A 25,207-nucleotide genomic window follows, 5' to 3' on the forward strand; every position below is an offset into this window, starting at 1 on the left:
GGGTCAGAACGCCCTTCTTCCGGCCCGGGTCGTATTTACACCAATGTTGCGTATAGGCGGTAATAATCTATTTAACAGCGATTTGAATCTGTTTTGGTTTTGATTTTTCTGTTTTCGGTAGGTGAAGCGTCAATACCCCACCCTCAAACTGGGCGTCAACCTGTTCTTCCGTCACATTGTCCGGCAGGGAAAACTGCTCAGGAACTTACCGTAATGCCGCTCGATTCTGTGGTATTTAGTGTTTTTTTTCCTCTTTTTTATGTTTCCGTTCACCGCTGATATTGAGTACGCCGTTATCAATGGTGATCTTGATATCCTCCCGTTTGATTTCGGGGATCTCCATCTTGATGGTAAACTCCGAATCAGTCTCGGCAATGTCCGCACGGGGAGCCCAGTCCCCGGACGCTAAAAGTTCCTGGGTGCCGATTGAAGGTTGGTTCAAATGCGTAAGGTACTTGCTGAAAATATTATCGATTTCCCGAAACGGGCCCCATTTGGTCAATTTCATATCTTGTCTCGTTTTTTTTCATCCGCAGTTCACAGACCTGTCGTGTTTTTAAAGTGTCGAGGTCTTTCAAATGCTGGTAGTAGATAATATGGTCTTTTAAAACAATATAATCCGTTATGTGTTTATCCAGAAGAGATGAGCTTTCCATCGACAGCATATCTGCAATGGTTATATTGGCAGGCATTATAATTCCGTTTAAATCAATGGTAAAATCACCAACCGGTGTTGTGTCATAGAGTCGCGTATAGTATATCTTTGATGTCATAAGCTCCAGTTGGGATCGGAGTAGTTCTTTATTCTGCATCTCCAGTTCAATTCTCAGAGTTTGAAGATTCTGAATGAGTTTAAGCCTGTCTTCTGAATCAGCAAGTGGCGTGGCAAAATTCGGACTCGTCATTAATAATTCTTCTTTCAACGATAATTGGTTGAAATTTTTAACGCTTTTGCGGCAAGGTCATCCGGCTTCTGACCAGGCATATGACTTGCGATGCGGCTTCTTGAAGAGTGTTTCATGTTTTTCCCTCTGTTACGAAATTAAACCAAGAAATAATCGGGCGTATTCTTTGAACCCTTTTTGCTTGTCCTGCATGTGCATGCAGTTTATCGCCAGAGGTGTCGTAGACGCAGACTTCCATGCTTTTATAGGCCTTGCATTTTTACGAGTAAAAATGGCTGTTTTAACGAGAAAATTGATGTCACCGATAACCGGTTGAAAATAAATAAAACCATCTTTGACAGTAACGTGCATTTTCAATCCCTGCGTTTTTACCATTTCCCATGCGATGTAAGGCGTTAGATAATAATTGATATTTTTATTTAAAAATTGAATCTGGTGGTTTTCAATTCCATTTAGTTGAAAGCTTTCAATCATTACATCCTGTCCCAAAATTGGATCAAAGGCAGCCATACCGCCTTTTTGCGGCGAATCCGGATTATTGGGAACCACCTCCATCAACATATTATAATGCTCATTATTTTTTTTCAGTGCCAGTGCCAGTGCTTCATGGTCAATAGAGCCGGTTAAATAATCAAGATCTTCGATATTATAAGATATCTTGATTTCCATATTCTTTAATATATCGCCAAATTGATCACAGGTCAGATAGTTGCGGTTTTGGTTTTCCGTCATGTGGAAAATTTGGTTAAACATGGTTTGTTGAATGGCGATGTGACCATGATTATGAAGCCGTTTGGGTGTATGACGGTCATAAAAAACCTCTTTGTTTTTCAGATTTATTCCATGATACGATTCCTGAATCATGAACAAAACATTCTGTCTTGCAAACCCATAAAATTTATTAGTGATGAACTCATCAATGATGATGTCCGCCGTGGATTCATTTAAAATGATCAGCATGGTTTGTTTTGAAAGAACTTCCTGGGGGTCATACCCAAAACGTTTTGACAACATATAAAGATCATAGGCGTATTGGAGCATATGCCTAACCCCCAGCGACAGGGGCAAAAGGTCCAATGGATTACAACAGGGATACATCCGGATAAGGCTTTCTGAAGTCATGGTACCTTCGCCTTTTTCCTGGTTGATGAGTGCAGCGATCTTATCAATCGAGAGATCTTTTTGCACATTGATTAAGAATTTTGTTCCTAATTTTAATCGTGTCGCCTCCCCGGCTGCGAAATGTTCAGCAAAGACCTTACCCTCTATGAGACATTTAATCGCTTTGATATAATCCCCTTTAGTGAGTGTTTTATCATCCAGCTCAATAAGATTCTTTGGATTCTCCAATGCGTCGATATGTTCATAAGCATTGATATTGGCAAGATCATTTTCAAAGTCAGATATATTATCGTAGTCCTTGAGTTTATAACTTGCAGCTTCAAGACAACTATCTATATAACTTAAATGATCCGGAAACAGAGAAAAATATAAGTTGGATTTATCTAACACCGATTGATTCATTATTACTCCTTGCTGTTTTTTTATGAGAACGTCGGGGTAAGTTACCCAAGTCTTTCAAGCTTTGTTGTGGACTATGCCTGGCAGTTCATATGTCAGGTCAGCCCATGGCTGTTTAAAGAATTATGAGATATTGATTCTTCAAAAATGATTCAAAATATGACGTTTCCGATGTAAGAGGCTTTCAGGGTCTACAAGAAAAAGGTTCGTCTGCAAGTTTTTCAATAAAAAAATAGGGGAATTTTAATTACAAGTCAATACGATGGAAAACCATAAAAAAACATATAAATCGACTATTAAAAATAGGTGATTATTTGAAAGCAACAGGAAGGCAGGAAGGTACCACCAACATTTGTGCAACCAAGTGTCTTTTGATGTAGCCATGTCGTACGAATAAGCTGCCTGCGATATCTCCTTTTAAATTAGGGCAACTGTATACTTGAGTTTTCTGATTTTTTATCTTGATAATTTGAAAAACTTCAATTTTCCATTTGTCAAGCCGCGACTTTTAGTTCACAGGGCAAACGCATTTAAATTGTATTGACTCCAAGCACTTTTATGAGGTAAGAATTATCCCATCCTGCTTGCAGGTGTTTGACATTTACGCTCTTTTTCATACTGTTTTCCTGCTTCAACAGGTTTGTGGCAATGTGGCGTACCATTGCAAAATTTTCAGCTGCATTACCGGCTTGCTTTCGACACTCATCCTCCCTGAACGCGACATCAAGCACCCAATGCAATTTATTTTCGATTCCCCAGTGTGCTCATACTCTTAAAGAGCTTTGTCCCCTATCCAGTCGGTTTGAAAATTGTGGCTCACAGCCCATTTTTTTTGAAATCCAAGTGTTGTGAACAAAAGGTTAGGCAGAAAGAGTAATTTGAATGACGGTTTCATCCATGAAGGAGGGTTATCATGCCTATTTTTGAATATACGTGTAAAAAATGTGGGAAAGAGTTTGAGAGAGTTGTTTTTTCAGGTGAAGAAAAAGAGATCATTTGTCCTGAATGCAAAAGCAAGGATGTAAAGAAAAATATGAGTGCATCCACTTTTATGGGCGCCAGCATGGGCTCCTGTGCAACGCCTTTCCCCAATGGCCCTTCATGAGCGCAGTAAATGAATCTTCAGTTTGAAGATTAAAGAGAGTCATGATAACAGGGGAGAGGGCATAGCCGCTCCCCCTTAGGCTCAGTGGTCCCTTGAGTATTTGTGGTACTTTCTTCGCAGAATTTGTTTTCAAAATGCCCCTGCAAGAGCAGCACAATAGTCAGAAATCCTCAATCGTCAGGATCATGAAAATATATTCACCATCATTAATATTGATGGTCAGATTCGCACCTCTTACCTGGGCATAATAAATCCAAGCAGGTATCTTTTGTGTGCCGCATTCACGGGTTGGATAAAATTCGCCCGTCTTCCCATTTTTCCAGGACAGAATCATGCAATTTTTGTATTTTTTTAGTGCAATTTTTTTTGCTAAATCTTTCGCCTGTTGAAGATTAAGTTCGGGATCATCTATTGTTTCTTCTATCACTTCATGAACAGCATTGCCTATGTCAGAAAAAATTTGTGTCATTTTATTATCCATTCTATATTGCGGTCAAATTACGGACGGTGAATTACATGATCTGCCAACCTGATCTGCCATTGCCGACATTAAGGCCCTGGTGCCGGGTCCGGGCATGCCTGTTCCGATAATATGGTCATCCACCTGGATTACAGGGACGATACCTTTGTTGGTTCCGGTGATGAACAGTTCAGAGGCAGACAGCAGGGTGTCCAGGGAAAGGTCCTGTTCAGATACGGGAAACAGCTTTTCCCCAAGTGCCAGAACGGTTTTTCGGGTAATGCCCTTGAGCACCCCTTTTTCAGGTGTGACCAAGGTGCCGTCAACCAGGGCAAACAGATTACTGGTGGTGCCTTCGAGAACCATTTTGTCCGGGGTCATATACAACGCCTCCACAGCGCCTTGTGCCTTTGCCTTTTTCAAGGCTAAAACAGCAGGGATGTAATTGGTGGCCTTGGCATCGGCGATCGAACGCTGCTGGACAAAGGTGATCACCTTTACGCCTTTTGTATACCACTGGGCAGGCAGGGCCGGGATATCAGTTACCAGAACAATGAGTCTGGGATTATCCGCCGGGCTGAAAAAATCAGGGCTGGATCCACCCGTCACAAGGATGCGGATATTGGCCTCATCCATAGGGGCGTTTTTTTCAAGTACTTCAAAAACGATTTTCTTGATTTCCGCTTTGGTCCATACCGGTGTAAGGCCAACTTTTTCAGCCGATGACAAAAGCCGGTCAATATGCGCATCAAGACAGTAGGGATGGCCTCCGATGGTTTTGATGATGTCGCAAACTGCATAGCCCCTGAGCACAGCCAGATCATCCACGGGAATCACCGCCTTGTCCCAGGGCAAAAATTTTCCGTCCACATAAACTGTTTTCAATGAAAAAGCCCTTTGTAAAATTGAAAAATAGAGCCAGGTATAGTAAAAATTAAATTTAATATAAGCACCCCCCGGGCAGTTTCAATTGGAAAACGAAAATAGTGCCGGGGTGGAAAACAAGTATTTTGGGTTTCAAGGAGAAAGATAGCATGGGATTCATTGCAGGCATTCAATACAATATTAGGGGGGTTGCCCTGGCGTTAAAAACACCGTCGCTTTTGATGCTCGGACTGATAAGATTTGCAGTGGTTTTGTTGTTGGCCCTTGTTTTGTCGGGCATGGTGCTTTACTGGCACAATGACATTTTTTCCATGATATGGCAGATGCCCGAGTCCCGGTGGTTGATCTGGCTGTGGCACATAGTGTCCTGGATTTTGACATTTACTCTGATGGCATTTTCCATGCTGATCTCCTATCTGATTTCCCAGATTTTTTTCTGTGTTTTCATCATGGATTATATGTCCCGGATCACAGAACGCATGGTACTTGGACAGGAAGCCCCGGGTGCCCACACATCCATATTCGGTTTGTTTTTGTATCTGATTCGTCAGGAAATTCCTAGAGCCGTGGTGCCCGTACTGATATCGGTTACACTGATGATTATCGGGCTGTTTACCCCTGTAAGCCTTGTCATCATTGGTCTCTCAGCGGTGGTGGCAGGTATTTTTCTGGCTTGGGACAATACGGACCTTGTCCCTGCCAGACGCATGGTGCCGTTTAGGGAGCGATTTGCATTCCTAAGAAAAAACCTGTTTTTTCACATCGGGTTCGGCCTTTTGTTTCTTGTGCCCTGGCTCAACATCCTTTTCCTTTCATTTGCACCGGTCGGCGCTACCTTATATTATATAGAGAAAGAAAGAAAAAAACATGGCCTTGGATTTGATTTGTAAAAAAACAGACCGGCAAACACAGGAAAAAAGTAGCCCGGAAGTGCAACCGGACATAGAGCCGGTTATTTTGTGCAAAAACTGTAATGCATTTGTTACAAAACCTGAATTTGCCGTTCGTACGGGAGAGGGGTTTGCCCAAACCTTTGCCAATCCATCCGGACATGTATTTGAGATCGGATGTTTTGCCCAAGCGCCCGGTTGTTCCCAAGGATCGGAGCGATCCAGCGACTTTACATGGTATCCGGGATATGACTGGTGCATTGGCATATGCCGTAGCTGTACTTTCCATCTCGGATGGATTTTTCTGCCTGTCCGACAAGGCACGGGTTCAAAATTTTACGGCCTGATTCTGGACCATCTTATTTTTCCATAATAAGTAATCATTTTACATGTGATTTATTATCTGCTATAGAATCTTTGGTTAAATAAAATATAGGTAGATAGCAGTTCCACCGTGCCTTGAGGGTACCTAATTTTGACTGCTCAATGCCAGATCGAGCAGCATTAAATAAGATAGGGATATTGGCTATGAGTTTTCGAAAAAAACTTGTTCTCAAGAATTTTGCTGTTCCGATAATTTCTTTGGAAGATATCAATACTCCTTTTTGTGATACCCGCAGCCGACAATTTTATGACCATTTCGCTGTCACACCGTTGTTATACAGATACACAGCTGTTTACAGCGCTGTACAGAAGGGTATTGGCACAATCCGTTGATGATCTAGGCAAGAAAGCATCCATTGCCTGTTTTTGTATCTGATACACGTTTACAGGAGATGGATACACATGGATATTAACTGATAACGTTAAGGTTACACATGCAAAAAATTAAACAAGACGAAAAACGCGTGCTCGTCATTGGCGGTGGCGTTGGCGGCATCAAGGCGGCCCTTGATCTTTCCGAGTCCCGGAAAAAGGTCCTGCTCATTGATTCCGACTATGCCATTGGTGGATTAATGACCCAGCTGGACCGCACTTTTCCAACCAACAATTGCGATTTGTGTACAGTTTCTCCCCATCTGTCCGCAACAACAAGGGAAAAGTTTCTTCAGGTCAGCCCGATGACAGAGCTAACCAGCCTGTCCGGAGAGGCCGGTGATTTTACGGCCACATTAAAAACCGCTCCCCGGTTCATTGACATTGACAAATGTACAGCTTGCGGGGAATGTTTGAAAAAATTTCCAGAAGCCGTCCGCTTTACCCCGGGACTTGACCCAAGGGCGCCTACCTGTATGCGGTATCCCCAGGCCACACCCTATGCTTATTCCATTGATATGGAAAAGATAGATGATGTGGAGGCGCTTAAGGGAGTTTGTAAGGCCGGGGCTATCATAGCCGATGACAGTGAACAGGAAATCCAGATTAAGGTCGCATCCGTTGTCTTAAGTGTGGGTGCAGAGCTGTTCGATCCGAGTGTGTTGGATAATTTCGGGGGCGGAAAATTTGCCAATGTGGTTACCGGCCTTGAATATGAACGGATTATGTCTGCATCCGGGCCTTACCAGGGCAATCTGGTGAAAAAATCAGACCAGCAGCCGCCGAAAAAAGTGGCCTGGATCCAGTGTGTCGGCTCCAGGGGCATTAACCGGCACGATGTTTCTTACTGTTCTAGCGTATGCTGCATGTATGCCCTTAAAGAGGCCATGGTCACCAAAGAGCGTTTTGGTAAGGACATTGAAACCACCATCTTCTTTATGGATATGCGGACTTTTGGCAAGGACTATGAGCCTTACTATAATCGCGCCAAAGAAGATTTCGGCATTCGTTTAATCCGTTGCAAGCCACATACCATCATTGAACTGCCGGATAAATCGCTTCAGATCACCTATGCCAAAGAAGAACTGTCAGCCATGATAAAAGAAGATTTTGACATGGTTGTACTCTCTACCGGTTTCAGGCCTACCCAGAAAACCATTGATCTGGCCGGAACGCTTGGCATTGACTTGAACGAACACAATTTTGCAAAAGCCGGCACCATGGATCCTGTGACCACCTCTAAAGACGGTGTATATGTTTGTGGTGTTTTTGAAAGCCCCAAAGATATTCCCGAAACCCTGGTTCAGGCATCTGCTGCGGCTTCCTTGGCAGGTGCGGCTATAGAGAGTGAGGAATGCGTTGAAGATGCAAGTCCGTATCCGCCCCAAAGAGATGTTGACGGTGAAGATCCTAAAATTGGTGTCTTTATTGTTGACTGTGACGGGGAAATCGGTCAGGCCATGGATATCAATAAAATCCTGGAAAATGCGAAAAGCAACCCTGACGTGGCAGTGGCAGAAGCGTTTAAACTCAGCTGTTCCTTTGAGGCTATGGAAAAGATTGAAAACCTGATCAAGGAACAAGCACTGAACCGTGTGGTTATTGGTTCCGGTTCCCCAAGGGTTCAGGAGATCATGTTCCAGGATATGCTCAGACGCGCAGGGCTCAACCCCTACCTGCTTGAGCTTGTCAATTTGAGAGATCAGGCTGCCTGGGCGCACAATGACGCTCCGGCCAAAGCCCTTGAAAAAGCCTTCCAGCTGGTTCAGGTCGGTATATCCGGTGTCAGAAAAGCCAAAGCTCTGCCTGAAAATATACTCCCCACAAGCCAGAACGCCCTTGTTGTGGGCGGCGGAGTAACCGGTATGACGTCTGCCCTTGAACTGGCTGACCAGGGTACTTTTACCTACTTGGTGGAAAAAGCCCCGGTACTTGGCGGTCAGGCCCTGAACCTGTCCAAAACCATCGAAGGTGATGATGTGGCAGCCTTTGTCAAGGATCTTGTGAGCAAGGTGTCTGCCAATGAAAATATCAAGGTGTTCACTGATGCTGTCGTTGCAGAGCACAACGGCGTGCCCGGTCGTTTTACCACCGGCATTAAAACCTCAGCTGATGCGTATGAACAGATTGATCACGGGGTCACCATCCTTGCCACAGGCGCAACACCCAACCGTCCTGCCGTGTATGGCCTCGGTGAGTTTGATAAGGTTATGACCCAGCTTGATCTTGACAGCATCCTTGAAAACGATGAGAGCAAAATCAAGGCCATGGAACAGGTGGTTATGATTCAGTGTGCCGGTTCCAGGGAAGCGGACAACCCCAACTGCTCAAGGCTCTGTTGCCAGGCAGCCGTTAAAAACGCCCTGCGTCTTCTGGAAGTCAATCCTGACATTAATGTTTTTGTACTTTACAGGGATATCCGTACTTACGGATTCCAGGAAGATTATTACAAAACAGCCCGGGATAAAGGTGTGAAGTTCATTCGTTTTGATCTTGATCACCGTCCCGTTGTCCGGGAAGAAGCAGGCAAGACCATTGTCCGTACCCATGATTTTGTTCTGGGGCAGGATATTGATATTGAAGCTGACTGCGTGGCTTTAAGTACCGGTCTGGTTGCCAATTCTGATACCAACAAAGAACTTGCACGTCTGTTTAATCTTCCTAAGACTGAAGACGGCTTTTTCTTAGAAGACCATGTGAAACTCAAACCCGTTGACATGGCCCTTCGCGGGTTCTTTGTGGCTGGTACGGCCCACTCTCCCAAGGTGATTCGTGAAAGCATCACCCAGGCCCATGCCGTTGCAGGCAGAGCCAGAACCATGTTGGCCAATAAAGAGATTACCCTAGGGGCTGCCTATGCCACGGTAGATCCGATTAAGTGTGCCGTCTGTCTGATCTGTGTCAGAGTCTGTCCTTTTAATGTTCCTTTTATCAATAATGAACGGCATTCAGAAATTAGTCCGGCCAAGTGTCACGGTTGCGGCATCTGTGTTGCCGAGTGTCCGGCCAAAGCCATTCAGTTAAGGGGCTGGGAAGATGACCAGATGCTGGCTAAACTTGATGGTTTATTTGAGAGGTATAACTAATGAGCAATTTTGAACCTGAAATCGTTGCCTTCTGCTGTCATTATTGTGCATATACCGCAGCAGATATGGCCGGCACCAGGCGGATTTCATATCCGTCCAATGTAAAAATCATACGGGTGCCCTGCACCGGTAAAGTGGACGCCATTCACCTGATGAAAGCCCTTGAAAAAGGCGCTGACGGTGTATATGTGGCAGGCTGTCTGGAAGGGGATTGCCATTTTAAAAACGGCAATATTCGTGCAGCGGCCCACGTGGAAAAAATTAAAAAAACCCTGGAAGATCTGGGGTGGGAACCCGAACGTGTGGCCATGATGAATTTTTCCGCAGCTATGGGTGAAAAATTTGCCCAGGCCGCCGAAGAATTTACAGAAAAAATTAAAGCCCTAGGGCCAAGCCCAGCCAGTCAGGCAACAAGTCAGGCCGTTTAAGAAAAGTGGCCGATGCAATTTTTGGATTTGTTGCATACACTTGTCTTGTCTAACATAATGAAAGAGATTTAATGGGTTATTTTTTATATAAAAATTTTGGAGATTAAAACATGATAACAGCAGAACAAAAACCCCTGCAGGAAATTCTCGGGTACATTGCGCCCTATGAAAAAATACTTGTGGTCGGCTGTAACGAATGTGTTACCGTTTGTGCAGCAGGCGGCAGAAAAGAGGTGGGGCTTCTGTCTTCCGCCATTCGCCTGAACAGTGCCAAAGCGGGCAAAAAGATCGAAGTTCTGGAACACACCCTGGAACGCCAATGTGACCCGGAATATGTTGACCAGCTCGCGGAATTCACCGGCCAAGTGGACGCCATTGTTTCCCTGGCCTGTGGATGCGGGGTTCAGACCGTTGCTGCCCAGTATCCGATTCCGGTTTTTCCGGGTGTCAATACCACGTTCATGGGCGCGTCCGAAAGCCAGGGCATCTGGGTTGAGCGCTGTATGGGTTGTGGTGACTGCATGCTGGGGATCACCGGCGGCATCTGTCCTGTTGCACGATGTGCAAAAAGCATAATGAACGGCCCCTGCGGTGGCTCGCGCAACGGGAAATGTGAGATCAGCCCGGATGTGGATTGTGCATGGCAATTGATCTGGAATCGCCTGGTTGAACTGGGTCTCCAGGATCGGTATGAAGAACTGGTTGCGGCAAAGGATTGGCGGCCTGCCGGAGGCGGCGGTCCTAGAAAAATTATCAGGGAGGACTTGGCGTCATCCAAAATTATCACGGAGGACAATGCATAATGAAAACTGAAAGCAGACTGGAAAAAGTACTGGCCTCAGGCCAGTTGGCAGTAACCTCTGAAGTGGGTCCTCCCAGAGGCTGCAATGTTGATGTTATCAAAGAAAAAGCCAACATGATCAAAGATTATGTAGACGGCATCAACATTACAGACAATCAGACCGCCATGGTTCGGATGTCCTCCATTGCCGGCGGCATCGTTATTAAACAAATGGGACTTGACCCCATTATCCAAATGGTATCCCGGGACAGAAACCGTCTTGCCATGCAGTCTGACATCCTTGGTGCTTATGCCCTTGGTTGCAACACCATGCTTTGCCTCTCCGGAGATCATCCTCAGTTTGGCGACCACCCCATGGCAAAACCCGTGTATGACATTGACTCCATAAACATGATTAAAATGGTCAAAGATATGCGGGATGAAGGCAAGTTCCAGGGGGGAGCAGATATCACGGAACCGCCCAAAATGTTCATTGGTGCGGCTGCCAACCCCTTTGCCGATCCCTTTGAACTGCGTGTTATGCGCCTGGCCAAGAAAGTGGCTGCCGGCGTGGATTTCATTCAGACCCAGTGTATCTTTAACACAGCTAAGTTTGAAGAGTGGATGAAACAGGTGGTTGATCGTGGCCTGGATGAAAAAGTGGCTATCCTTGCCGGTATCACGCCTATGAAATCCCTTGGTATGGCCAAATACATGAAGAGCAAGGTACCCGGTATGGATATACCTGATGAGGTTATCGACCGTCTTGCCGGTGTGGATAAAGAAAAACAAGCCGAAGAAGGCATCAAGATGGCTATTGAGCAGATGCAACGCCTCAAGGAATGCAAAGGCGTAAAAGGTTTCCATATTATGGCCATTGAATGGGAACAAAAGGTTCCTGAGCTGGTCAAAGGTGCGGGGCTTTACCCCAGACCTGAGGTTTAACCACAACATACTGGTGTAGCTGTTTTTGCCGATACAAGGTAGATCCGCTATATAGATTTATAAAATAAAAACAGACCGGGCAGAATTTATTGTCCGGTCTGTTTTTTATTTTATATGAATATGGTATTTATATATCATATGAAAAAAGGTTTATATAAAACAATAGATATAGTTCAAGGAGTTGTTTTTTAATGGAAAGCCAGGATTTTTGGAACGTTCACTCTCTTACATTAATTGAAATGGCCTACGAATCAAGTTCCAGAGAGCGGATTGACAATCCGGATGGATATGGAACCCGGACTGGGGTATGTGGAGACACTGTAGAGTTCTTTATCATGGTTGACGACAATAATTGCCTTAGTTCTATTTCCTTTGACTTCAACGGCTGCGTATATACGGCAGCATGTTGCAATACAGTGGTACACCTGGCCCAGGGGCATTCCGTTGATAATGTTTGGAATATTACTGACGATATGGTGAAAGCCTATCTTCAGACCTTGCCTGAAGACCATTATCATTGCGCCGAACTTTGTGTTGGTGCTTTTTATCTGGCATTGACCGACTACCAGAATAAAAGATCAATGAAAAAAAGTTGTAAACAGGTTTAATTTTTTCTTTGTAGCATCTCGTAATAGCGCTTTATCAAGCAATAATATGTGAAACTGCATTCAGGCACCATAATGTTTCAGATAAACATTATGGTGTTTGAGTATTTGACAATCATAAAACTATTATTAACATAGAAACCATATAAAAATTCGGGAGATTGCATATGGCCAAAAAAATGACCATTTCTGATGCCGTTGAGGTGTTTGATTTATATGACCTGTATGAAGAAATTATTGACGCTTATGAAGCCGATTTCTATACCCGGTCCGAGATGGAAGCCGATCTTAGGGACCTGATTGAAGAACACGATGAAATCTATGAGTTTTCCGCAGATGAGGATGACGGTTATGCTGAAAGCTTTGAACGTAATCTCAAAGAGGCCATTAGTATGATTTTCGATGATCACGGGCTTGATCTCGATCTTGATGATCAGTTCATGGATGAGGATGATATTGATGTGTATGATGATGAACCCATGGTCGGCACTCCTGTTCGGGATGAAGATGAAGATGAAGATGCTTTTGGGGAAGACGAAGATGAAATGTTTTAAGATAAAGGACTGAGTGTTTGGATATTCAACAGTTTAAATACGGTGCAGACAATCTGGGTTACCTGATTTACAGCGAAAAATTCTGCATTGCCATCGACCCTGGGGCCCCGGATGACATGGCAAAATTTGCCATAGAAAAAAACATTCCCATTGACATTGTCACCAATACCCACAACCATGCCGACCACACTAAGGGAAACAGTGCCCTTTTAAAGAAAACTAACGCGCGTTTTATTGACTGTACAACGCTTTCACAGGGACAGGTTCTTGACCTTAAAGATGCAACCGGACTTGAGGTCATGCTGACCCCCGGGCATACCATGGATTCCCTTTGTTTCAAAGGAGATGGGTTTATTGTAACCGGTGATACGTTATTCAACGCCACGGTCGGCAATTGTTTTTCAGGGGATCTTGAATCTTTTTTTAATTCTTTAAAGCAGTTGATGGCCCTGCCCGGCAATACTCTGGTTTATGCCGGACACGATTATGTTCTTCAGTCTTTAAAGTATGCCAAAATTATTGAACCGAATAACCCGAATTTGAACGGGTATGCGGCTGCATATAATCCGGATCATGTTGTTTCCCGTCTGTCTGAAGAACTTAAGGTAAACCCCTATCTGCGTTTTAATACCTCATCCATGATTGAACGGCTTAAAGAAAAAAATTTGCCAAGAGAAACTCAATTCCAAAGATTTTCTTCTGTTATGGAAGTATTCTAACTATTCGGTTAAAAAATTGCTTGATAAAAATAAAAAGCCGACAGCCTGTCATTCTGATCCGGGTTTTGCTCTGGGGCGACATATTACCATTGAATATTACGATTGCGCATCCGACGTCCTGCTTGACAAGAACGGGGTAGAATCAATCCTGCTTAGGGCTGCCCGGGAAAGCGGGGCAAAAATTGTCAGCAGTTCCTTTCATCAGTTTGAACCCCAGGGAGTCTCCGGGGTCGTGATTATTGCAGAATCTCATTTTACGGTTCATGCCTGGCCTGAGCATAATTATGCAGCAGTAGATATTTTTACATGTGCTGATAATATTGATCTGGATACAGCCATTCATTCCATCAAAGTACAATTTTCATCCCAGCGGTTCTTTATCTCTTCGGATCAAAACAGGGGGATACTGCAGCCTATGCTCGGAAGCTGTATGGCAAACAGTGATGAAAAGGTGATGGATAGGAGAACACTTCCCATGGCCTGGAAAAAAGTGTGTGAAAACACAAATCCCTGGGGAATGTCCACATCCGTTGATGTATATGACTGCAGTTCTGATATGATAAAAGATCCGGACTGTATAAAAAAAATTGTCAGCAGGCTGTGTGAAAAGCTTGGTATTGTTGACACGGAAAATATATCTTCGGTTCATTATGATGAAACCGAAACGGCTGCCGGTTTCTCCATGACACGATCCATTCAAACCTCCGGGATATCGGGGTATTTTGCCCATGCAACCCATACCGCATATCTGGATATTTTTTCCTGTAATACATATGAGCCCCGTGAATTGGCAGAATTTGCTCTGTCATATTTTGGGGGTAGCCACTACAAGATGCGGGTGGCTTTAAGACAATAGATTGGGAATCGATAGGCTGTTACGGAATAGATAAATGACAAATTCAGGCAATATACATAAAGGCTGGTTTTCAGAAATTTGCCCCATGTGGGAGGGCATTGCCGTTTCCTTGAAGGTGGAAAAGCTTCTTTACAGTAAAAAAAGCAGGTTTCAGCAAATTGACCTTTATCAGACCCGTTCCCACGGCCGGATGCTGGTGCTTGACGGTATTATTCAGTTAACGGAACAAGATGAGTTCAGTTACCATGAAATGATGGCGCACCTGCCGCTGTTATCCCACCCAAACCCTGAACATGTGCTTGTTGTCGGTGGGGGAGACGGCGGTGTTTTGCGTGAGATTAATCGTCATGATGATGTCCGCTTTATTGATTTTTGTGAAATTGATCAAGAGGTTGTTAATGTTTCAAAACAATTTCTGCCATCCATAGCTTGTGGATTTAACGACCCCAGGGTTACTGTTCATATAAGAGACGGGGCCGCCTTTGTCCGGGAATGCTCTGGTTGTTATGATGTCATTATTGTTGATTCCTCGGACCCGGTTGGCCCTGGAGAAATTTTGTTTAAAAGTCAGTTCTACCGGGATTTAAAGCATGCGCTTAAGCCCGGTGGTCTGATTGCCACCCAGGGCGAAAACTTTTTCCTTCATCCGGACTGGGTTGAAAAACTGATGGGTGTTACAAGATCTTTGTTTCCCATATATGCCTATGCAAACATTATTGTCCCCACATATACCGGCGGTCACATCGGTATATGCATGGGATCTTTGGGCCCTAAACTTACGGCACCGGCACGTCCAGTGCCCCAAATGCTTCAATCTCAACTTAAATACTATAGCCCGGAGGTGCACCGTGCGGCCTTTGTGCTTCCCTATTTTGCAGAAAAAATACTGAAAGACAAAGGTGTATGAGGACAGAAAAGCTTGATGGGCTTGAGATAAAATTTGTGCGCACGGTGCCTGTGGATCAGCTTGGAGCCATCTACAAGGATGCCGGATGGTGGCAGGATAATTATAAAATATCAGACGAATTTTTGCGCCGAATTCCTGAACAATCGGCATTGTTTGCAGGAGCCTTTTTGGAAAAAAAAATAATTGGAATGGGAAGAGCCCTTTCCGATCTTTGTAGTGATGCTTATATTCAGGATATAGCTGTATTGTCAGCCTACCGGAAATTTGGCATCGGTACCCTGATTGTCACTTTTCTGATCCAGGAACTTAAAAGAAGGGGAGTGGACTGGATTGGATTGATCGGTGAGCCGGGAACTCGTTCATTTTATGAAAAAATCGGGTTCAGGCAGATGAAGGATCACATCCCCTTTAAACTTGAATAACAGTTATGTAAAGGAAAAACCATGATATGTCATAACCATTCGGAAACCTGCAATACGCCACCAATCATCAGCAACAGTGCGGATGATCTGCAGACTGAACCAAATATACTTAAGCCCGGGAAATTTGATCTGGAGACCCGTCCCCTGATCCTTGATTTCCTGGGCCATTACCCGCCCTGCTCATGTGAGTACAGCTATGTTAATCTTTTTTGTTGGCAGAACCTGTACCGGTATTCATGGTTTTTTTATAAGGAAAACCTGGTGATTCATGACGATCGCAGCCGGGCCCTGTTCATGCCCATCGGAGAGGATTTGAAACCTGAAGAATTGTTTGATCTTTCAAAAAAGGCCATTGCCGCAGGACTGTCCGGAGACATCGGGCTGGTGCCTGAATCTTACGTGGATATATGGCAGGATCTGGATCGTTATTTCAGTATTACCTCTGACCGGGATGCGGCAGATTATGTTTACCTGACACAGGAGTTGGCAGAGTTAAAGGGCAATAAACTGCATAAGAAAAAAAATCTTATTGCCCAGTTTACGCGCATGTATCCAGATTACTCCATAGTCCCTATGAATGAGGGTAATTGCAAAGAGGTGATGCGTTTTGAAAAGCGTTTGCTTGAAGGCACGCCTTCAGTATCCAACTCCCTGGTGGAAGAGTCCGAAGCAATTGCCATGGCCTTCTCCCATTGGAAAGATTTGGGTTTAAACGGATTGATACTGATGGTAAAGGATGAAATTGTAGCGTTTGCTGTTTTCAGTCCCCTCTCCCCTGACACCTGGGATGTTCACTTTGAAAAATCAGATGTGACTTTCAAGGGTGCCGCCCAGATGATCAATAGTGAGACTGCTAAATTTCTGGAAGGGACTGCACGATATATCAATCGGGAACAGGATCTTGGAATACCGGGATTACGCCAGGCAAAACTGTCATATGTTCCCCATGCGTTGATTGAACCCTATTTTCTAGTGCCTAAACTGAATTTAAGATTCCATTAGGCGTGTGTGAAAGCCATCTTAAAAGAATATTTTGAGATGGTTTTTTTAAACAATAAAGTAAAATGTACGTGTTTTTTGGATGCAGGAATTATCCTTCATCTTGTTTAAAAAAATTTCCGGCTTTAATGAGATGGTGTTTAAAGTAAATATTGTCCAATGAGACGCGCTTCACCTTGCGCCCCCTGCCCGGTGCATGTATAAACTGACCTTTGCCGATGTAAATGCCTACGTGAACATCTCCCCGTCTTCTGGGTACTGAAAAAAAAACCAGATCTGCCGGTTTGATATTTTGCCGAGATACTGATGTGCAGTTTTTGAACTGGGCACTGGCTGTTCTTGGTACATGAATCCCGATTTTGGCGTGGGTATATACCACTAACCCAGAGCAGTCAAAACCCTTTGGAGAAACGCCGCCCCAGCGATAGGGCGTACCCACGGCAGTCATGGCTGCCTGGACAATACTCTGACGGGTGTCAGACAGGGGGCCGGATCTGTTATATTCGGGGTCATCAGATTGCCTTGGGAGGCCAGACTGATTCGTCCGGCCTCCTTTTTTAAGTTTGCCGCAGCCAAAGCAGATCAGCACGGCCAGAAAAAGGATCGCAATGGTGCGGATTAGGGAAGTAAACTTTGGCACAATGTAAAATGATCAATAGTTAGTAGTAAGATCATCCACCCTTGTCTGTGGGGTGGGGGTCGTTTTTATTCCAGACATGCCGGCTTATGCGATCGTGTCCAGTAGGGTTCCGGTTGTTTCATCATAGGTCTGAATCATTTTGGCGTTAGCATCAAACCCATTCTGGGCTTGAATCTGTACAATCATTTCCTCTGCAATGTTCGTATTGGATAATTCCTTTAACGAACCGTCATTTTTGAGAGGATCTTCAGCCAGAGTTGCTCTTACCTGGGTTTTGGAGATGAAAGTTTGTACCTGTCCGTTTTTTGCCTCAACATTATACGCTCTGTCCGCCTTGAACTCGTCCGACAGGGAGTTGGCTACATTATTTGAAGAAACCAATATTTGGTTTGAAAAAGCCTGTAAAGCTGAACCATTGTTTTGGACGGTCATCCCCATGATATTTACCTCCGGTTTGTATCAATTGGTATGCAAATAATATCAAAAAATTACCTTCATAACAATATACTTTTCTTTCAGACAGCGATATGAAATGAATTTTGGGTATCTTGATTGGGTCTATTCTGGTCAGACATGCTGCCTGTTTTGGCATACGCATCGGAAACCTGCTGCCGTGTATAGCCGGACACTGCTGTTTCCATCTGTCCGGCTTGCCCATTTGCTATAAGCTGTGTGATTTCAGCCATGGCTTTTGCCGCCTGGGATGCAGCGTTGGATGCTACTTTTAAATCCTGGGAGGATGGTTGGGCAGGGGCTAACGCTGCGGCACGCACCCGCCGCATTTTCTGTAATGTTGCCTCGGGGTCCCCAGGTTCGGAAGCTGTGTCAATACTGACCTCTCCGCCTACCGCATACTTTTTTCCGTCAGGGCCCTGCTGGTAGGAAAAGGTGGCACCAGAGGTGATATATTCTCCTCCGGCGGCAATATGGGCCATTTCGTGAGCCCGAACTTCAGCGTCAACTTTTTCAAGTTTTTCGATGAGTAGTTTTTCGTCCAAGGTAAGCCGCGACTCTGCATCTGCCTCTGACGGCTGACTTTTTTTCTGGGCGGCTTCATCTGTCTGGGTCTGAGAAACCGAACCAACTTGTTCCTCACCGTCGGACAGGGATCCTGCTTCGCTGATATCCGTATCCTGTGCCTGGGATTCGGACCTGGGGGACGAAGATCTCAGGGCAGATCCCCGTTCAAGGGCAGATTGATATGTATAATAGCTGTTTATTCCTGCAGCCTGAACATCCATAACGCTTCCCTTAAATTATATATACCTTTAATATACCAAATTAATTATGAAATTTCAAACGGCTATTTGAATGTACACCAGGTGATGGAATCGACGTTGACAAATGTCGGAAATGCGCGTATTTTAGAAGGATTCGTTATGGCGTTATTGTTGCGTTCTGCGTTACGCTGTGACAAGCCGGAAAATAAAAGCAGAGTACCAGTTGATTAGACGATTGTATAAAACAAAATTCTGCCGGTTTCAAGGAACTTTTTTATGAATCGACAATCTGAGGTGTCAAGGCAGACTAAGGAAACCCGGATAAATATCCGGCTGAATCTGGATGGACAGGGAAAAGCTGAGATTAGTACAGGCATTCCTTTTTTTGATCACATGCTTACAGCATTTACAGTGCATGGTTTTTTTGACCTTCTGATTTCAGCCACAGGCGATCTTGAGGTAGATTTTCATCATACCGTAGAAGATACGGGCCTTGTTCTAGGGCAGGCGATCCAGCAGGCATTGTCTGAAAAAGGAGGCATCCATCGGTTTGGTGATGCAAGTGTTCCCATGGATGAATCTCTGTCCCGGGTAACCATTGATTTGTCCAACCGGCCTTATCTTGTTTACAATATTCCCAACGATTTGAAATCCCGGGGGAATTTTGATGCGTATCTTGCCAGGGAGTTCTTCCAGGCAGTCTGTGTCAAAGGCGGATTTAATCTGCATATTAATGCCCTTTACGGTGAAAATGAACACCACGTACTTGAGTCCATATTCAAGGCGTTTGGACGGTCATTGCATACTGCGACCCGTCCGATTTCTCATATATCAGGCGCATTATCCACCAAGGGATGTTTATAGTCAACGGCACGATTGGTTGTTGACAGGTCGTATTCACTGCTTATTCTAATCTAATTTACATGAAGATTTGAAATTTTGGAGCCGGCTCTACCCAAAATGCTGATCCCTGAAGAAAAAATTGCAGAGATTTTAGCTGCGTCGGATATTTTTGATGTTGTTTCCGAGGCAGTTATTCTAAAAAAGTCAGGCAGGAATTTTTTTGGTTTATGCCCCTTTCATTCTGAAAAGTCGCCTTCTTTTTCCATTAATCCCGATAAGCAGATTTTTCATTGCTTTGGGTGCGGCGCCGGCGGTAATGTCCTCTCCTTTGTCATGAAATATCATGGGATCTCCTTTCCCGAAGCTGCAAGGATGCTGGCCAGAAAGTATAACATTGTCATTGAAACTCGAAAGATGAGTCCGCAACAGCGCAAAGCCGTTCATACCCGGGAATCTCTTTTCCGTCTTAATAAAAAGGTAATGCAGGCATATACAGGTTTCCTAAAGGACCCATCAAAGGGCAATTGCGCCAGGCGGTATCTTGAAGGGCGAGGAACTAGTAAACAGATTATTGAGCAGTTTCAACTGGGATGCTCCCCTGATGCCTGGGATGCCATTGTCAATGTATTAAAAAAAGAAAAAATTACTAAAGGGGTTGCGGTCAGTTCCGGCCTGGTGCTGGAAAAAAAACAGAAAAACGGGTTTTACGACAGATTTCGAAACCGGCTGATGTTTCCTATTTTTGACATCAACATGCAGGTGGCCGGATTCGGCGGCCGGGTCATGGATGACAGCATGCCCAAATACATGAACTCTCCTGAAACCCCCGTGTACAGCAAAGGCCGTATTCTTTACGGATTGCACGCGGCAAAACAGGCGTGCCGCAGGCTGGGTCAGGTATTTATTGTGGAAGGTTATTTTGATTTTCTTTCCCTTTATCAATACGGGATTGAAAATAGTGTGGCAAGTTTGGGCACGGCTCTGACCCGCGAGCATATCAGGATTCTTAAAGGCTATGCAACGACCATGATCCTGGTTTTTGACTCTGATGAAGCAGGTATAAAGGCTGCCAAAAGAAGCATTGACGTTTTTGTTCAGGAGGGGATTGATACCCGGATTCTGGTGCTTCCGGGCAACAATGATCCCGACTCCTATGTCATGGCCCATGGCCGGGATGCCTTTCTTGAGCTTGCAGGTACTGCCAAGACAGTGATGCAGTTTTTGCTCCAGTTATCTTTGGATACCCATGGAACTTCCGTTGAGGGACGTATAAAAATTTTGGACGAGATGAAGCAGCATCTGGCTATGATTCAGGATTATGCGGTCCGTTCAATCTATGTCCGTGAGCTGGCTGAAACACTTAATATCGATGAAAAGGCTGTTCTTGAAAAAGTAAAGGATGCCTATGAAAAAGAGGTAAGCAGACAGATCCGGGATCCTTTGATTGCTGAGGACGGCGACGCATCCAAAAGTGTTTTGGAATCTGACCCAAGAGAAAAACAGATCCTCTCCATGATGCTTCACTGGCCTGAACTGATTGCTGTTGCCGTGGAAAAAAAGGTGCTCCCCTCCTTTTATTCAAAGCCACTTAAGCGGCTTGGCTGTTTGATTATTGACAGCGGAACGGACACTCAAAACATTGTGGGTGCGGTCATGGCCCGGGTTGAAACCGATGAAGACCGGCAGTTGATTGCATCCATGGCTATGGAAGATTATACCGGGGTTCAGGAGCCGGCTGAGACGTTTGCTGTCCTGGTCAACCGGGTCATAAAAATAAAAAATAAAACCGACAGAATTATTGTCAGCGAATTAACAAAAGTAAAAGAGGGCTGTGATGTTGATGTGATCAATCTGCTCAAACTTAAACAGCAGCAGATTCAGCAGTTGCATAACAGTTAACTTTAAGCCTTTGGGAGGCATATATGGCAGAAAAGACCAGCAGATCTGAGGAAGGCGTGATGATTGGTAAGGACGAGATGCGCAGGCTTATCAAAAAGGGAGAGGAAACAGGCGTCCTGTCCTTTTCCGAAATCAATGACGCCATTTCAGATGATTTGCAATCCTTTGAGCAGATAGATGATATTGTCATTCAGTTTCAGGAACTGGGTATTGAACTGGTTGGTGACAGAGACGAGGACACGTCTGCCATTAACCAGGGCAGGGCCCAAAGCCCCAAAAAGGCTTCCCGGTCATCAAAAAATAAAAGAGTTAAAAGCTCTCTATCCCGTAGGGATGATGATGACGAAGGTCTTGAAACTGATATGGATAAGAAAGGGGGTAGAGACGCACTATCTTCCCGACGTGAACGTCCCGACATGGAATTTGGTGCAGTTACTGATCCCGTGAAGATGTATCTTAAAGAGATGGGTATGGTAACCCTGCTTAGCCGTGAAGGTGAAATTGAAATTGCCAAAAAAATAGAGGTTGGAGAACAGGATGTACTGCGGGCCATGCTCGATTGTCCTTTGGCTCTGAATACCATTTTTATGTATGGTAAAAAAATGGAAGATAAGGCCATGCGTCCCAAGCATGTACTCCGGGATGTGGATGAGGGGGATGGAATGGTTGATGAGGTCTCCAAACAAGAAAAATTCCTTGAATCTTTAGCCCGGATAAAAACTTTGCATACGCAAAGTCAGTCTTATCGTGATGAGCTTGAAAACACAAGGAAAGGTACAAAAAAATACAGCTCTCTTACGGAACAGATTGACTGCAATACAGAAGAAGTTTTTGAACTGCTTAAAAACTGGCGATTTGAGTCCAATGTCATTGATAACATAGAAAAGAGTATCAGAAGTACAATAATCTGGTTTAAAACGGTTGATAATCTGCTGGCCAGGTGTGCAAAAACCTTTAATGTCCAGCCCAGCACCATGATGAAACAGACAAAAGATCAGGCTGTTTTTGTTGAATGGGCCACGTCAAGAAGCGAAATGACCCCGGACCGTGCAGGTACTATTTTTAATGATATCAATTCTTTGTGTGAGCAGGTTGCAGAAAAAAAGGGCCTGGTTAAAGGCAGTGTTGATGACCTGAATGCAATTGTTCAGGGGATTGAAATCGGGCGCAAAAAAGCCGATGCCGCTAAACGCGAACTGGTCCGCGCTAATTTAAGGCTTGTGGTCAGTATTGCCAAAAAATATACTAACAGGGGACTGCAGTTTCTTGATTTGATTCAGGAAGGCAATATTGGTTTGATGAAGGCGGTGGATAAATTTGAGTATCGCCGGGGATACAAATTTTCTACATACGCCACCTGGTGGATCCGTCAGGCTATTACCCGTGCCATTGCAGACCAGGCCAGAACCATCAGAATTCCGGTTCATATGATCGAAACCATTAACAAACTGATCCGCACTTCCCGGTACCTGGTTCAGGAGATGGGCAAGGAACCTTCTCCAGAGGAAATTGCCGAAAAAATGGAAATCCCCATTGATAAGGTTCGGCGGGTGCTTAAGATTGCCAAGGAGCCTATTTCTCTTGAAACCCCCATTGGTGAGGAAGAAGACAGCCATCTTGGGGATTTTATCGAGGATAAGAAATTTTCTATTCCTTCCGAGGCCGCCATTGATCTGAGCCTTGCCGAACAGACGCGTAAAATACTGGCAACGTTGACGCCCAGGGAGGAAAAAGTGTTAAGGATGCGTTTTGGCATCGGAGAAAAGTCTGATCACACTTTAGAAGAAGTTGGAAAGGATTTTACCGTTACAAGGGAGCGTATTCGCCAGATTGAAGCCAAAGCCTTGCGTAAGCTTCGTCATCCCACCAGGAGTAAAAAGCTAAAAACTTTTATAGAGAATTAACGCTTGACAGCATAAATGTGTTGATATATATATCTGAAATTTGCTTGCAACGCATTACCAAAGCGGCTTTCCGGGCCTATAGCTCAGTTTGGTAGAGCCACCGGCTCATAACCGGTCGGTCCCTGGTTCGAATCCAGGTGGGCCCACCAAAGAACTTGCTCATATATGAGGTCTTAAATAGGGGGATAGCCGATTGATATGCTGAAAAGAGGGAAAGGATGACCAGGTCATACATGGATATGCCTGCAGAGCAATATGGAAATAGATTAAACCTAAAGCGTGGAGTGTACTCCACGCTTTTTTATTTTGAGAGTTATTGACGCATGCCCACGGTAAAACAGATTATTGATATTGTAGATCAAATTGCACCTTTTTCCCTGGCTGAATCCTGGGATAATTCAGGGCTTCAAGTCGGTGATCCCCGATGGCCGGTGTCCAGTATCCTAATTGCCCTGGACGTCACAGATAAGGCTTTGTCCGAAGCGGAAAAGCTGGGGTGTGATATGCTGATTACCCATCATCCCCTGGTCATGTCACCTGAAAAGCAGATTGATTTCAGCAGGATGCCTGGAACTGCCATTCTGACCAGTGCCAGATCTCGAATTGCCGTAGTCAGTGCCCACACAAACCTGGATAAGGCTCAGGATGGTTTGAACGACTATCTGGCCCAAAAATTGGATATTTTTTGCACAGATGTTTTTTTTTCCGATGCAATGAAAAATGAATCTGCCGGACAGATTCAAGGACTTGGGCGCATTGGGCAGCTTGGGGAGACCATGACACTTGAACAACTGGCTTACCGGATTAAAGAAGAATTGGGAATTCCCCGCGTAAGAATTATTGGTAACCCCGGGAACATGGTATCAACCGCAGCATTGTGTTCGGGTTCCGGCGGGTCCTTGACAACTCAATTTTTAGGCTCGGGAATGGATGTCTATATCACAGGGGATTTGAAATATCACGAAGCTCGGGATATAGAGTCCCATGGTAAGTCCGCAGTTGATGTCGGCCATTTTTCTTCCGAATCAATTGCTGTCGAACTTTTGAAAAAACGTCTTGGGCAGATGTTTGATGCCAGAAAATATGAAATTTTAATTAATTCATATGATCAGGAACAAGATCCATTTTTAACTATATGAGGATGTAACACCTTATGTCAAAACCAGATATTGCCACCCTTGTAAAACTTCAGGAGGCTGAAACCCAAATAGTTCGTCTTAATGACGTACTGCATGAGGTTGAAAAAAAGAAAATCAAACTGGCATCCAGGCTCAAACAGTTTGCAGCAGCGCTCAAGGAAAATACCGAAGAACTTGAAAGACTGGAAAAAAATTGCATTGACAGTGAAAATGAAATTAAAATTGTTGATGCCCGCATTATCAAAAGTAATGAAACCCTTCGTAATGTAACCACAAATAAAGAGTATCAGGTTTTGCTCAGGGAGGTGGATGATAATAAAAAAAGAAAAGATGCCTTAGAGACAGAGTTGTTACAGATCATGGAAGAGCGGGAAAAGTCCCAGGCTGTTGTGGATGAAAGTACAAAAGAATATCAGCAGCTCGAAGAACAGATCAAAGCGGAACAGAACCAGATTGAAGAACAAACCACTAAGGACCGCAAGCTGCTTGAGGAATATCTTAAAAGCCAGAAAGAAATCGGTGTAAGTTTGGATCCTAAACTTTTAGATCGGTTCAAACGCATTTCCAAAATGAATCAGGGGTCTGCCGTTGCCAATGTGCAGGATCAGGTCTGTTTAGGGTGTTTTATGAATATTCCACCCCAGCTGTATATCGAAGTTCAGCGCGGAAATCAGTTGATACTCTGTCCCCAGTGTAGCCGAATTCTTTATTATGATAAAAGCTGATACTTAGAATTAG

Annotated in this window: 26 protein-coding genes, 1 tRNA gene and 2 pseudogenes; 20 read left to right on the forward strand and 9 right to left on the reverse strand. The window is 44.4% G+C overall.

All coding sequences use genetic code 11. The features are described from left to right. Nucleotides 1–67: 67 nt before the first annotated feature. From DESPODRAFT_RS21615 to DESPODRAFT_RS21270, 4 genes and pseudogenes are all read right to left on the reverse strand, one after another. Nucleotides 68–508 (reverse strand): annotated as a pseudogene (locus tag DESPODRAFT_RS21615) (Hsp20/alpha crystallin family protein). Continuing rightward, nucleotides 468–905 carry a PAS domain-containing protein gene (locus DESPODRAFT_RS15820; RefSeq protein WP_004074777.1) on the reverse strand — a complete coding sequence of 146 codons (438 nt, stop codon included), beginning with the start codon at nucleotides 903–905 and terminating at the stop codon, nucleotides 468–470. Before DESPODRAFT_RS15820 ends, DESPODRAFT_RS21615 begins: the two are co-directional and overlap by 41 nt. A 129-nt stretch (nucleotides 906–1,034) precedes the next feature. Beyond that, nucleotides 1,035–2,429, reverse strand: coding sequence for a hypothetical protein (locus DESPODRAFT_RS15825; protein ID WP_004074781.1), 1,395 nt, complete (start codon nucleotides 2,427–2,429; stop codon nucleotides 1,035–1,037). Nucleotides 2,430–2,956: 527 nt separating this feature from the next. Beyond that, nucleotides 2,957–3,190 (reverse strand): annotated as a pseudogene (locus tag DESPODRAFT_RS21270) (transposase); the annotation flags it as partial. Between the two features lie 149 nt (nucleotides 3,191–3,339). Between DESPODRAFT_RS21270 and DESPODRAFT_RS15835 the strand changes: the two are divergent. Then, nucleotides 3,340–3,531: an FmdB family zinc ribbon protein gene (locus DESPODRAFT_RS15835; RefSeq protein WP_004074783.1), complete on the forward strand. Its 192-nt coding sequence runs from the start codon at nucleotides 3,340–3,342 to the stop codon at nucleotides 3,529–3,531. 160 nt (nucleotides 3,532–3,691) lie between these two features. Here the strand turns inward: DESPODRAFT_RS15835 and DESPODRAFT_RS15840 are convergent, their stop codons facing one another. Continuing rightward, nucleotides 3,692–4,000: an AF1514 family protein gene (locus tag DESPODRAFT_RS15840; RefSeq protein ID WP_004074785.1), complete on the reverse strand. Its 309-nt coding sequence runs from the start codon at nucleotides 3,998–4,000 to the stop codon at nucleotides 3,692–3,694. A 24-nt stretch (nucleotides 4,001–4,024) separates the two neighbouring features. After that, the gene (locus DESPODRAFT_RS15845) at nucleotides 4,025–4,876 is read right to left on the reverse strand and encodes an aminotransferase class IV (RefSeq protein ID WP_004074787.1); all 852 of its coding nucleotides are present in this window, start codon (nucleotides 4,874–4,876) and stop codon (nucleotides 4,025–4,027) included. A gap of 149 nt (nucleotides 4,877–5,025) precedes the next feature. Here DESPODRAFT_RS15845 and DESPODRAFT_RS15850 point away from each other — a divergent pair, with 149 nt between their 5' ends. The 13 genes from DESPODRAFT_RS15850 (at nucleotide 5,026) to DESPODRAFT_RS15910 (ending at nucleotide 16,827) form a co-directional block, all read left to right on the forward strand. Next, on the forward strand, nucleotides 5,026–5,766 hold the full coding sequence (locus DESPODRAFT_RS15850; protein ID WP_004074789.1) for an EI24 domain-containing protein: 741 nt from the start codon (nucleotides 5,026–5,028) through the stop codon (nucleotides 5,764–5,766). Nucleotides 5,767–5,933: 167 nt separating this feature from the next. After that, nucleotides 5,934–6,113 carry a hypothetical protein gene (locus tag DESPODRAFT_RS20135; protein WP_157488508.1) on the forward strand — a complete coding sequence of 60 codons (180 nt, stop codon included), beginning with the start codon at nucleotides 5,934–5,936 and terminating at the stop codon, nucleotides 6,111–6,113. A 471-nt stretch (nucleotides 6,114–6,584) separates the two neighbouring features. Further along, nucleotides 6,585–9,608 carry an FAD-dependent oxidoreductase gene (locus DESPODRAFT_RS15860; protein ID WP_004074795.1) on the forward strand — a complete coding sequence of 1,008 codons (3,024 nt, stop codon included), beginning with the start codon at nucleotides 6,585–6,587 and terminating at the stop codon, nucleotides 9,606–9,608. Beyond that, nucleotides 9,608–10,036 (forward strand): hydrogenase iron-sulfur subunit, encoded by a 429-nt coding sequence (locus DESPODRAFT_RS15865; RefSeq protein WP_004074797.1) that lies wholly within the window; start codon nucleotides 9,608–9,610, stop codon nucleotides 10,034–10,036. Before DESPODRAFT_RS15860 ends, DESPODRAFT_RS15865 begins: the two co-directional genes overlap by 1 nt. 110 nt (nucleotides 10,037–10,146) lie before the next feature. Then, entirely contained in the window at nucleotides 10,147–10,839 is a 693-nt protein-coding gene (locus DESPODRAFT_RS15870; protein WP_004074798.1) for a methylenetetrahydrofolate reductase C-terminal domain-containing protein, read from the forward strand. Then, the gene (locus DESPODRAFT_RS15875) at nucleotides 10,839–11,762 is read left to right on the forward strand and encodes a methylenetetrahydrofolate reductase (RefSeq protein ID WP_004074799.1); all 924 of its coding nucleotides are present in this window, start codon (nucleotides 10,839–10,841) and stop codon (nucleotides 11,760–11,762) included. Before DESPODRAFT_RS15870 ends, DESPODRAFT_RS15875 begins: the two co-directional genes overlap by 1 nt. Before the next feature lie 191 nt (nucleotides 11,763–11,953). Next, nucleotides 11,954–12,370, forward strand: coding sequence for an iron-sulfur cluster assembly scaffold protein (locus tag DESPODRAFT_RS15880; RefSeq protein WP_004074800.1), 417 nt, complete (start codon nucleotides 11,954–11,956; stop codon nucleotides 12,368–12,370). A 164-nt stretch (nucleotides 12,371–12,534) separates the two neighbouring features. Continuing rightward, nucleotides 12,535–12,921, forward strand: coding sequence for a hypothetical protein (locus tag DESPODRAFT_RS15885; RefSeq protein ID WP_004074801.1), 387 nt, complete (start codon nucleotides 12,535–12,537; stop codon nucleotides 12,919–12,921). A 17-nt stretch (nucleotides 12,922–12,938) separates the two neighbouring features. Continuing rightward, nucleotides 12,939–13,640, forward strand: coding sequence for a hydroxyacylglutathione hydrolase family protein (locus DESPODRAFT_RS15890; RefSeq protein WP_004074802.1), 702 nt, complete (start codon nucleotides 12,939–12,941; stop codon nucleotides 13,638–13,640). Nucleotides 13,641–13,656: 16 nt separating this feature from the next. Continuing rightward, nucleotides 13,657–14,496 (forward strand): adenosylmethionine decarboxylase, encoded by an 840-nt coding sequence (speD, locus tag DESPODRAFT_RS18830; protein ID WP_004074803.1) that lies wholly within the window; start codon nucleotides 13,657–13,659, stop codon nucleotides 14,494–14,496. A 34-nt stretch (nucleotides 14,497–14,530) separates the two neighbouring features. Continuing rightward, on the forward strand, nucleotides 14,531–15,403 hold the full coding sequence (gene speE / locus DESPODRAFT_RS15900) for a spermidine synthase (RefSeq protein WP_004074805.1): 873 nt from the start codon (nucleotides 14,531–14,533) through the stop codon (nucleotides 15,401–15,403). After that, entirely contained in the window at nucleotides 15,400–15,825 is a 426-nt protein-coding gene (locus DESPODRAFT_RS15905) for a GNAT family N-acetyltransferase (protein WP_004074806.1), read from the forward strand. The genes speE and DESPODRAFT_RS15905 overlap by 4 nt, the downstream gene beginning before the upstream one ends. 21 nt (nucleotides 15,826–15,846) lie before the next feature. Next, on the forward strand, nucleotides 15,847–16,827 hold the full coding sequence (locus DESPODRAFT_RS15910) for a DUF2156 domain-containing protein (RefSeq protein WP_004074808.1): 981 nt from the start codon (nucleotides 15,847–15,849) through the stop codon (nucleotides 16,825–16,827). A gap of 88 nt (nucleotides 16,828–16,915) precedes the next feature. Here DESPODRAFT_RS15910 and DESPODRAFT_RS15915 read toward each other — a convergent pair whose 3' ends face one another. From DESPODRAFT_RS15915 to DESPODRAFT_RS15925, 3 genes are all read right to left on the reverse strand, one after another. Next, nucleotides 16,916–17,464: a C40 family peptidase gene (locus DESPODRAFT_RS15915; RefSeq protein ID WP_004074810.1), complete on the reverse strand. Its 549-nt coding sequence runs from the start codon at nucleotides 17,462–17,464 to the stop codon at nucleotides 16,916–16,918. 84 nt (nucleotides 17,465–17,548) lie between these two features. Continuing rightward, the gene (locus DESPODRAFT_RS15920) at nucleotides 17,549–17,896 is read right to left on the reverse strand and encodes a flagellar basal body rod C-terminal domain-containing protein (RefSeq protein WP_245531943.1); all 348 of its coding nucleotides are present in this window, start codon (nucleotides 17,894–17,896) and stop codon (nucleotides 17,549–17,551) included. An 83-nt stretch (nucleotides 17,897–17,979) separates the two neighbouring features. Continuing rightward, a complete protein-coding gene (locus tag DESPODRAFT_RS15925; RefSeq protein WP_004074814.1) occupies nucleotides 17,980–18,705 on the reverse strand; it encodes a putative metalloprotease CJM1_0395 family protein in 726 nt (241 codons plus the stop codon). A gap of 255 nt (nucleotides 18,706–18,960) precedes the next feature. On the opposite strand from DESPODRAFT_RS15925, the gene hisB reads away from it, so the two are divergent. The 6 genes from hisB to DESPODRAFT_RS15955 all read left to right on the forward strand — a co-directional run bounded on the left by hisB (nucleotide 18,961) and on the right by DESPODRAFT_RS15955 (nucleotide 25,194). After that, entirely contained in the window at nucleotides 18,961–19,548 is a 588-nt protein-coding gene (gene hisB, locus DESPODRAFT_RS15930; protein WP_004074816.1) for an imidazoleglycerol-phosphate dehydratase HisB, read from the forward strand. Between the two features lie 96 nt (nucleotides 19,549–19,644). Beyond that, on the forward strand, nucleotides 19,645–21,426 hold the full coding sequence (gene dnaG / locus DESPODRAFT_RS15935; RefSeq protein ID WP_004074817.1) for a DNA primase: 1,782 nt from the start codon (nucleotides 19,645–19,647) through the stop codon (nucleotides 21,424–21,426). A 23-nt stretch (nucleotides 21,427–21,449) separates the two neighbouring features. Beyond that, nucleotides 21,450–23,330, forward strand: a complete 1,881-nt coding sequence (rpoD, locus tag DESPODRAFT_RS15940; protein ID WP_004074819.1) for an RNA polymerase sigma factor RpoD — start codon at nucleotides 21,450–21,452, stop codon at nucleotides 23,328–23,330. Nucleotides 23,331–23,402: 72 nt separating this feature from the next. Beyond that, nucleotides 23,403–23,479, forward strand: a tRNA-Ile gene (locus DESPODRAFT_RS15945). A 174-nt stretch (nucleotides 23,480–23,653) separates the two neighbouring features. Continuing rightward, entirely contained in the window at nucleotides 23,654–24,469 is an 816-nt protein-coding gene (locus DESPODRAFT_RS15950; protein ID WP_004074822.1) for a Nif3-like dinuclear metal center hexameric protein, read from the forward strand. Between the two features lie 14 nt (nucleotides 24,470–24,483). Continuing rightward, on the forward strand, nucleotides 24,484–25,194 hold the full coding sequence (locus DESPODRAFT_RS15955) for a zinc ribbon domain-containing protein (RefSeq protein WP_004074824.1): 711 nt from the start codon (nucleotides 24,484–24,486) through the stop codon (nucleotides 25,192–25,194). The last annotated feature ends 13 nt before the right edge of the window (nucleotides 25,195–25,207 follow it).

The sequence above is a fragment of the Desulfobacter postgatei 2ac9 genome, from assembly GCF_000233695.2.
GTDB classification, from domain to species: domain Bacteria; phylum Desulfobacterota; class Desulfobacteria; order Desulfobacterales; family Desulfobacteraceae; genus Desulfobacter; species Desulfobacter postgatei.